At 66.9% G+C, this 7,604-nt stretch carries 3 protein-coding genes and 1 tRNA gene; 1 reads left to right on the forward strand and 3 read right to left on the reverse strand.

The genetic code is table 11. The features are described 5' to 3' along the window. Nucleotides 1-182: 182 nt before the first annotated feature. A tRNA-Arg gene (locus E1258_RS27590) sits at nucleotides 183-255 on the reverse strand. Between the two features lie 340 nt (nucleotides 256-595). Between E1258_RS27590 and E1258_RS27595 the strand changes: the two genes are divergently transcribed. Further along, nucleotides 596-1,189, forward strand: a complete 594-nt coding sequence (locus E1258_RS27595) for a hypothetical protein (RefSeq protein WP_132406260.1) — start codon at nucleotides 596-598, stop codon at nucleotides 1,187-1,189. Nucleotides 1,190-1,270: 81 nt separating this feature from the next. Here E1258_RS27595 and E1258_RS27600 read toward each other — a convergent pair whose 3' ends face one another. Together E1258_RS27600 and E1258_RS27605 are read right to left on the reverse strand one after the other, a co-directional pair. Beyond that, nucleotides 1,271-1,552, reverse strand: a complete 282-nt coding sequence (locus E1258_RS27600) for a hypothetical protein (protein ID WP_207919751.1) — start codon at nucleotides 1,550-1,552, stop codon at nucleotides 1,271-1,273. A 66-nt stretch (nucleotides 1,553-1,618) separates the two neighbouring features. After that, nucleotides 1,619-7,135, reverse strand: coding sequence for a DUF3320 domain-containing protein (locus E1258_RS27605; protein ID WP_132406264.1), 5,517 nt, complete (start codon nucleotides 7,133-7,135; stop codon nucleotides 1,619-1,621). Between the last annotated feature and the right edge of the window lie 469 nt (nucleotides 7,136-7,604).

Here is a 7,604-nt window from a genome sequence, read left to right on the forward strand (position 1 = left end):
ACGATTCGGCACCACCCAACCCCTACCCAAGATCCTCGACCTGCCCAACCAGGTCTGGATCAACAAACCCGAACCGGAACGACAGGCCGCTTAACTCCCGCTGGCCTCAATCCCTTGACACGTTCCGGATCGGCGCAGTGACGTATCCGCTGCTCAGATGGCGTTCTGGCTGATCTTCGAGGTGCCCCCGGCAGGATTCGAACCTGCGACACACGGTTTAGGAAACCGATGCTCTATCCCCTGAGCTACGGGGGCGCGAGGGCCTAGTCTAGCGACCTGGGGGTTCACCTGGGGTGGCAGGGAGTGGCCCGCGTTCACCCACGTCACCCGTCCCCCTGTTCTCCCAGCTTAGGAGCACACGAGCCCCCGTTTGCGACCGGCGGTCGGCCACGATGGCCCACGTTGGCACGGGTTGACCCACGGCGGCACCGGCTGGAGAGCACACACCGCGCACATCAGGCCAAGATCAAGTGCTCGTTCGCAGGCATGCACTCAGCTCGGCAAGGCCGCGTGCGGGGCGTCGTCGCCCTTGCGCCAGGTATGCGCGCATCGCGCACGAGCGGTTGCCAGGTTGCTGGATGTCGAGTCCTGGCTGATGATCGACGTCGTGATCGATCCGACCCGGCTATCGGCGTTGTGGGATCAACGGTGGCCGGGATGCTCCAAGCTGCCATTTGAACTGCGGGAGATCCGGGACCGGTGGGTGCGGTTCCACGCCTTGCCAGGCTCGAAGCGTTACCCCGACACGGAGGCTGAGTACGGCATCGTTCTGGCTCGACACCACACCATCTTGGCGGAGTTGGTGACCCGCCCCGCCGTGCTGGTGATAACCGCCGGCTACTCGGCCCAGCCCGCCCCGCAGGAACCCGGCCGCTCAGCCGAAACCATCTCGGCACACCCCTCCGGAGCGTATTGGACAAGTATCTGCATCGATGACGAGCCAGGCTTCGAAAGCTGGATGCATCTCTATGCCAGCGAGACACCTTGGTCGCGGGGCTGGCTCGACCCGTTGCTTCGCCGCGTGGCGGACGACGTCATCGGCAATGTCCTTGTCTGTGACGTAGATCTGGGCTGGCTCTATCACCCGTACGACGGTGGGATGGACGTCGTACTGGCCACCTCCGCTGACCGCGACGCACTGCGGAGTCGACACCAGGACTGGCTTTCCGCACACCTACAAGGTCTGTAGGGCCATTGGCCCGCCGGCTCGCCTGCCGAACAGGAACGTCGACAAACCGGCCGCGTCGGCAACTCGCCGACTCGTCGCGCTTCAGGCGGTGGCGGGGCGGTACTCCAAGCCGTCCGCGCAGGGCGTCAGGACCGCGGCATACCGCTGGTTGACGGTGATGTCTCGGTCCTCATCGATCTCGAAACCGATGAGCGCGCGGTGGAACGGCACGTCGGCATATACGGCAACGGCGACGTCAGCCAGCCACCGGTCGAGCGCGCTACGCCACGTCAACGATTCCACGCCGCTGGATTCGTCGAAGGGGTAGCCGCCGATCCGGCGGTCGGTTCGGGCCAACGCGCCCAGTGGCAGGTAAAGCTCCAAGGTATCCAGCCCCTCGTAACCGGGACAGGAACCCACCGCAGACGACCCGGGCGCCCGAGGGCAGCGTCAGCGTCCCATCCCGCTGGTTTGCCCACCAGCACCTGCACGATCGAGGTGTTGCAATGACCGGTTGAGATCGTTCACGCTGAGAGATAGCGCAGTCGCATCTCCGATGAGCGTTCCGTTAGCCAGCAGGCGGTCGATGATGACCGTCAGTCGCGTGGTGATCCCCAAACCGCGGCGGTTCCAGCCGTACAGGCGGGCCGCTGCAGTCGTCAGGTCGTCATGGTTGACCGTACCGCCGCTCCTGACGAGGTTGGTGATGGCAAGGCCGAGTTCCCCGTCGGCCACGTGTTCCACCTGGCGCTGGACACCGTCGGCGGGGACGCGGACGCTGGCGACAGGTCGGCCGGCGACGTCGATGAAGTCGCCGTCGGTTACGACGTGGGCGGCCCTGATCGCTGCGTCGATGTTGGCGCGGATCTTGCTGCCGACCCGCCCGATGTCCCAGGCATCCCGCAGGCGTTGCAGGACGACGTCGATGTGAACCGGCCCCTCGACGCCGGCGACCTCCTCGATGCCGCTTGCCATGTCGAAGCGGCTTGCCGGATCGGAGGGGTCGACCCAGCGACGAAGTGGTGTGACGTTGGCCTTGCGGTACGGCGACGTCCACTCAGGTACGGCGTCGCGGTCCACCTCGGCTGTCCGGATCACGGGGCGCTCGATGACGTCGTGGAGGGTGGAGAGCCTGCCACGAACGGGCGCGGCGATGGCGGCGGTGATCGCGGCGAGGAGCCGCTCTTCTTGCTGCCGGCGGTTGCGGTACCACGCGGTGCCCCAGATCCTGTGCAGGTTCCAACCCAGGCCGCGCAGCACCTGGTCGCGCAGCCGGTCGCGGTCTCGCGCCGCCGGGGAAGAGTGGTACATCACCCCATCGCACTCGACGCCGAGGACGAAGACGCCGGGCTGAGCCGGATGACGGACGCCGATGTCGATGCGGTAGCCCGCCGCGCCGACCTGAGGCTCCACCAGGTAGCCCCACGAACGGATCGCACCGATTACCGAGTCCTCGAACGGGCTGTCGGTGCCACGTCCGCTCGGACCGATGTCCAGGGCGAGGGCTTCCATGCCACGCTCGGCGAAGTCGAGGTACGCGGCGAGGTGGCGGACGCTCTCGTTGGTCGTGTCGGGAACGTTGCCCGCGCGGATGGACGTGACGATCTCGATACGCTGGCGCGCTCGAGTGATCGCGACGTTGAGGCGCCGCCAGCCCTTGGGCTTGTTGAGCGCACCGAAGTTGCTGGTGATCTTGCCGTTCTCGTCCGGGCCGTACCCGATAGAGAAGATGATGACGTCCCGCTCGTCGCCCTGTACGGATTCGAGGCTCTTGATGAAGAAGCCGTGAAGCCGGTCACTGTCGAAGTGACGTTCGAGGTCGGGCCGCTCGATCAGGGCACGATCCAGGGCCGCCTGGATGGCGTCAGCCTGGGCGACCGAGAAGGTGACGACGCCAAGGGTCGAGTCCGGCCGGGTGCTGTAGTGGTGCAGGACGCGCTCGACAACCTTCGCCGCTTCGACGAGGTTGTCGCGGCTGGTCCCCCGACGGTAGACGCCCGGCACGTGGAACATCTCCACGCCGACGTCCGGTCCGTCGGTCTGGGCGCCCGGATAGGTGACCAGCTTTCCTTCGTAGAAGGCGTAGTTGGAGAACGCAATCAGCGCCTCGTGGCGACTGCGGTAGTGCCATTGCAGGGCTAGGTTCCGGAATGCACCACAGGCCTTGGACAGTTCGAGAATGGACTGGAAGTCGCTGACGTCGGTAGCCGCGTCCTCGCCGCCGTCGTCCGCCATCCGATCGAAGAAGGACGTGGGCGGTAGCTGGCGGTCGTCTCCGGCGGTGATCAGGGCCCTGCCACGGTAGATGCAGTTGACCGCATCACCGGGGGTCACCTGAGATGCCTCGTCGAAGATCACCACGTCGAACGGCATGTCGGAGGGCAGGTACTGGCTGACGGCCAACGGCGACATCATGAAGCACGGTTTGATCGCGAGCGTGGCGTTGCGGGTCGACCCGATCAGTTCCCGTACCGGGCGGTGCCGGGTCTTCTTCATGCCTTCGCGACGGATCATCGCAGGCTCTCCGACGTCCACCGAGGCCGGCCGGCGGGTGTTGACGGCGCGGATTATATCGCTGGTCGCGGCGGGGATGAGTTGCTGGTCGAGCCGCCGGTACTCCTCGATCAGGGCCCCGCGGTCCTGGGCACGCAGAGGCAGCAGGGCGCTGTCGTCGCGGATGATGTGATCCGCCCAGGCCCGCAGCAGCGCCCGGTCGACGACCTGCGGCACCTGAGTCGCCGCAACGGCCTGGTTGATGCAGAAGTCGACAGCGGCGTCGAGGTGGTGGACAGCCAGGTCTTCGCGGGCCCGCTGGTAGGAGAACCACTCGTCCTGACCGCTGCTGTCGTGACGCAACTCGTCGAGGAACTCCGTCCCGGCGAGGTAGCCATCCAGTTCGGTGACCAGTTCGGTGTGTCGCGTCGCGGCGAAAGCGGTCACGATGCGACCCAGCGCCCCTTCCCACCTCGCGTACGCGTCGGCGAGGTTCCCGGTGGGCTGAGCGTCGGCCAGCGCCTTCACCTGCTCCTCGGTCAGGGACTCGTCCGAACCCGTACGGGCGCCGCGGGTGGCTCGCGCCCAGGCGAGCGCGCCAGCGAGCACAGCCTCGTCGGTGCCCGTGCCCCGGTAGGCGACGTCACCGAACGCCGCCCGGTAGGTGTCCGCGCGGCCGTGCAGTGCCGACTCGGCGTCGGCGGCGGCCTGCCGGCAGCGCAGCATCTCGTCCGCTTCGGCCAGACTCAGCGCTCGCCCAGTGGCCGCGCTGACGGCCCCGGCTCGGGTAGCGGTGCTGCGCAGCGGCGCGACATGGCCGCGTAGCCAGGCAATCACCGCGGTGAGCGGCTCGAGGAGGAGTTCCGGGCGGGCGGCAGGCGCCGGTGCCGGCGCGAGCGTGGTGCGCCACTGGTCCAGGTCGGCGCGGACGTCCACGATCAGGTCGCGTAGTTTAGCAGATGGGTCGGGAGCGCAGACATGTTCGGATACTGCCGGGAGCGCGCCGGGAGGGGTCAGGCGCAGGATCTGTTCGGCGCACCCGACGGCCTCGTCGACCGCGGAGAAGTCGGTGGTGCGTTGCTTCCAATAAGAGCCGAGGGTCTGCGCGTTCGCGGTGGTGGCGGCGTCAAGGCCGGCGCGGGCCTGCTGCCAGGCGACACCGAGCCCCAGATGGCTGATCGCAGCGTCCGTGGTGACACCGGTTGCGGTGAACGTGGCCAGGGTCTTTTTGTCCCGCCGGTATTGGCTGCGGAGTTTGCGCAGGCCCTTGTGCAGGTTGGTGAACCTGTCGTGTAGTTCGGGCAGTGGCGCGTCGAGCGCCGCGTCGGTGAAGTAGGCGCGGGCGGCTGACTCCGCCGCGTCCAGGGCAGCGATGCACTGCCGAAGGGCGGACGCGGCGACCGTGACGGTCTGTGGGCCGTTCACGACGAGCCAGGACCGCTCGGGGCGGTGGCGCGCGTAGGCAAGGCCGGCCAGGGTGAGGACGTTGGTGGCGTCCTGGATCGTTCGTACCGGCGGCAGGTGCATCAGGTCGGTGAGCCCGGCGAGTGACCGCAGCCGGGCTTCCAGTCGCTCGGCGTCTGCGATGAACTGGTCGGCCATGCTCTGTGCGGTCTCTTCGTCGAGTCCGGCGAGAACCAGCGGTGCGGGTGCGAGGTCCGCGACGGCCGGGGATGGTGGCAGCAGCGCCGGGTTAGGCAGCGACGCCCATTCCACGCCGCAGTGCGCGCGTGCGGCCTGGGCGGTGTCGCGGATAGCGGCCAGGTCGAGGGCGAGGTAGTCGGCCACCTCGGTGAGCGCGGCGAAGTCTGGCGCGGTCAGCCACGCGTCGAGTGCCTCGTCCGGGCGGTCCGCATTCTGCGCGAGCAGCGTGAGCAGCGCAGGTGTGTCACTCGGTCGAGTGATCGCGAACGCGCCGGCGAGAGGCCGGTTAAACCCGGTGATCCCCGCGAGTTCTTCGAGCGCCATCTTCGCCTGATAGAGGCGGGTGTCTAGTGATGCCTTGTCGATGACGTCGCGCCACAGGAAGCTGTGGCCCTGCGATGCGGGCCGCCAGGCTCGGGCGACTCGCTGGGCGGCGTCTCGGATGGCGTTAAGACCCTCGGGGGTCAGACTGACCGGAGGCAGGTCAGGGGTCGGCGCGGCCGGGACGTGATCGAGGTTCGCGATCAGGCCGAGGACGTCGTGCAGGCTGTATCCGAGGGGTTCGCGGATTTTGTTCATCGCGTCCGCGTACGCGTTGAGTTGTTCGCGCCGCTCGACGAGCACCTTGCGGCTGATGGTGTCCATGCCCGGCGGCGGCAGCGGGACGTTGTCGAGGGCCTGCGCCAAGGCCGTCGCCACTTCCTTGCGACTGGCCTTGTGACTGTGCAGTTCGAGTAGGTAGTTGTCCAGTCCAGCCTCGGCAAGACGGTTGCGTACGACTTCGAGCGCGGCGGCCTTTTCCGAGACGAACAGGACGGTCTTACCGGCGTGCAGGAGCGCGCCGATCATGTTGGCGATGGTCTGGGACTTGCCCGTGCCGGGCGGGCCGTCCATGACGAAACTGCGGCCAGCCACCGCCGCGGCGACGCAGGCGCGCTGCGAGGAGTCGGCATCGAGGACGAGCGGAGTGTCCTCCGGCGGAGCGTGTCGGTCGATGTCCTGCGGCTTGATCTCGTCGAAGAGGAAATTCCTGGTCTGGTCAGCGACGCTCTGGCTGGCCAGCGCGCGCACGACCGAGTGGCCAATCACTTGCTCCTCGTTGTCCAGCAGGTCGCGGTACATCGCCTCCTTGTGGAAGGAGAAGCACGACAGCACCGTGGCGTCGGTGACCTTCCACCCGTCTCGACCACGAACCACCTGCCGGACCTGGGAGAACAAGGCGTCAATGCTCAGATCGGCCAGGTCGTCAATGGTGGGCAGGGTGATCCCGAAATCCTGCATGCGCAGAGCGAGGGCCGGGTTGAATACGGGATCACCTTCGCCGATTCGCAGGCGGGGCCTATCTCGTGGACCGGTCGTGGTGAGCTCGACCGGAATGAGCAGTAGCGGGCTGGCCAGGGACGTGTCGTCGGTGTCCCGCCAGTTGAGCATGCCAAGAGCCAGATAGAGAACGGACAGGCCACGGTCAAGGTATTCCTGCCTGGCTTTGCGCATAAGGCTGCGCAGCACCGGCGCGAGGTCCTTATCGGCCTTCGGGCTGTGCAGGACGCTACCGGAGGGGAGAGCGAGCGGTCCGTCCTCGTCCGCGTCGAACGGCTGCTCAGTCTCGCGAACGCCCTGGAACGACCAGGGGCGACGGGCGCGCAGGCCGTCCAGAATCTCCTGCCCTGTCGGGCTGGTGATCTGGACCGTGCCGGTCCTGGTGTGCATGAAGTTGATCAAGCGGTTAACGCCAGTGAGGTTGACGAGGCTGTCGCGCCAGACCTTGAGTGCGTTAACAATGTCGTTGCGATGCGCGTCACCGGCGAACATGCCATTATCGATCCCCACGTGGGCATCGTCGCAGAGTCCGCCGACAGCTCATATCCGCTCCTTGGCTGTATCGCTCGCCGCGTGGTCGTACAGGACCTTGCAAAAGCCCTGACCTGGCGCGCTCTCCGAAGGAGGCGGCCGAACGGGTGCCCGCCACGTGGTGGAGTTCTTCGGCATGGGCAGGGGCGAACGGGCGCTGTCCGCCGCCGTCCTTCTCTCACAGCCTGGCCATGACGAACGCCGCTTAGCTGATCTTTTGCAAGCGACCACAGCAGCACCCTGCTGCGACCGGCACACAAGAGACTGAAATAGAGAAACCGCAGGTCATCAGCCTGCAGTTGCGGATAAAGCACCGTCTTAAGAGCGTGTTTGAGATGGGGTTGATCAGGTCCAGGTGAAGGTGCGGCGGGCTTGACGTCGTGCCGGTTGACCGCGGGTGATGCGGCGGGTCATGCCAGCGATGGCGGCCCAGCGGATGAGCGCTTCG

The organism is Micromonospora sp. KC207 (genome assembly GCF_004348615.1).
Classification (GTDB): domain Bacteria; phylum Actinomycetota; class Actinomycetes; order Mycobacteriales; family Micromonosporaceae; genus Micromonospora.

What these genes read in the sequence shown, in the direction of transcription:
- E1258_RS27595 (WP_132406260.1), top strand. Translation starts at nt 596, where the DNA reads ATGATCGACGTCGTGATCGATCCGACCCGGCTATCGGCGTTGTGGGAT.